This is a genomic window from Aliivibrio finisterrensis (assembly GCF_008933155.1).
Classification (GTDB): Bacteria; Pseudomonadota; Gammaproteobacteria; order Enterobacterales; family Vibrionaceae; genus Aliivibrio; species Aliivibrio finisterrensis.
Map to the genome: position 1 here is coordinate 1 of NZ_WBVP01000082.1, position 806 is coordinate 806.

1 protein-coding gene is annotated in these 806 nt (G+C 47.1%); it reads left to right on the forward strand.

Annotated elements, in window-relative coordinates; all coding sequences use genetic code 11:
* Window positions 1-25: 25 nt before the first annotated feature.
* Window positions 26-806: hypothetical protein (locus F8B77_RS17340; protein WP_151656903.1), on the forward strand; the 781-nt coding region annotated here is incomplete at its 3' end.

An 806-nucleotide genomic window follows, 5' to 3' on the forward strand; every position in this document is an offset into this window, starting at 1 on the left:
TCAAGCTCTAATTAATAGCGTCAATATGATTCAAAGTTACGCGGCTGATAATACGCAACCAGCACCTTCGGCAACTGATTATGCGATGGTGGGTGTTACGGGTGTGGATGCTAACAATCTTAATGAAGTGAATGGACAGGTAGACAGTCAATCGTTGACCACGGTGGCAGAGATTCAAGCTCTAACTAATAGCGTCAACGTGATTCAAAGTTACGTGGCCGATAATACGCAAACCGCGCCAACAGTAACCGATTATGCGCTAGTGGGCATTAACGGTGTGGATGCCAACAACCTCAGTGAAGCGAATGGTCAGGTAGATAGCCAATCGTTGACCACGGTAGCAGCGATTCAAGCTCTAACTAATAGCATCAACGTGATTCAAAGTTACGCAGCTGATGATACCCAAACCGAGCCAAGTGCGACCGATTATGTAGTGTTAGGTGTCACTGGTATTGATGCTAATAACCTCAGTGAAGTAAACGGTCAGGTGGGCAGTCAATCGTTGACCACGGTGGCTGCGATCCAGATTCTAACCGATAGCGTCAACGTGATTCAAAGTTATGCAGCTGATAATACGCAACCAGCACCTTCGGCAACTGATTATGCGATGGTGGGTGTTACGGGTATTGATGCCAACAACCTCAGTGAAGTTAATGGTCAGGTAGATAGCCAATCGTTGACCACGGTGGCTGCGATCCAGACTCTAACCGATAGCGTCAACGTGATTCAAAGTTATGTAGCTGATAATACGCAACCAGCACCATCGGTGAGTGATTATGCGATGGTGGGTGTTACGGGTGTGGATG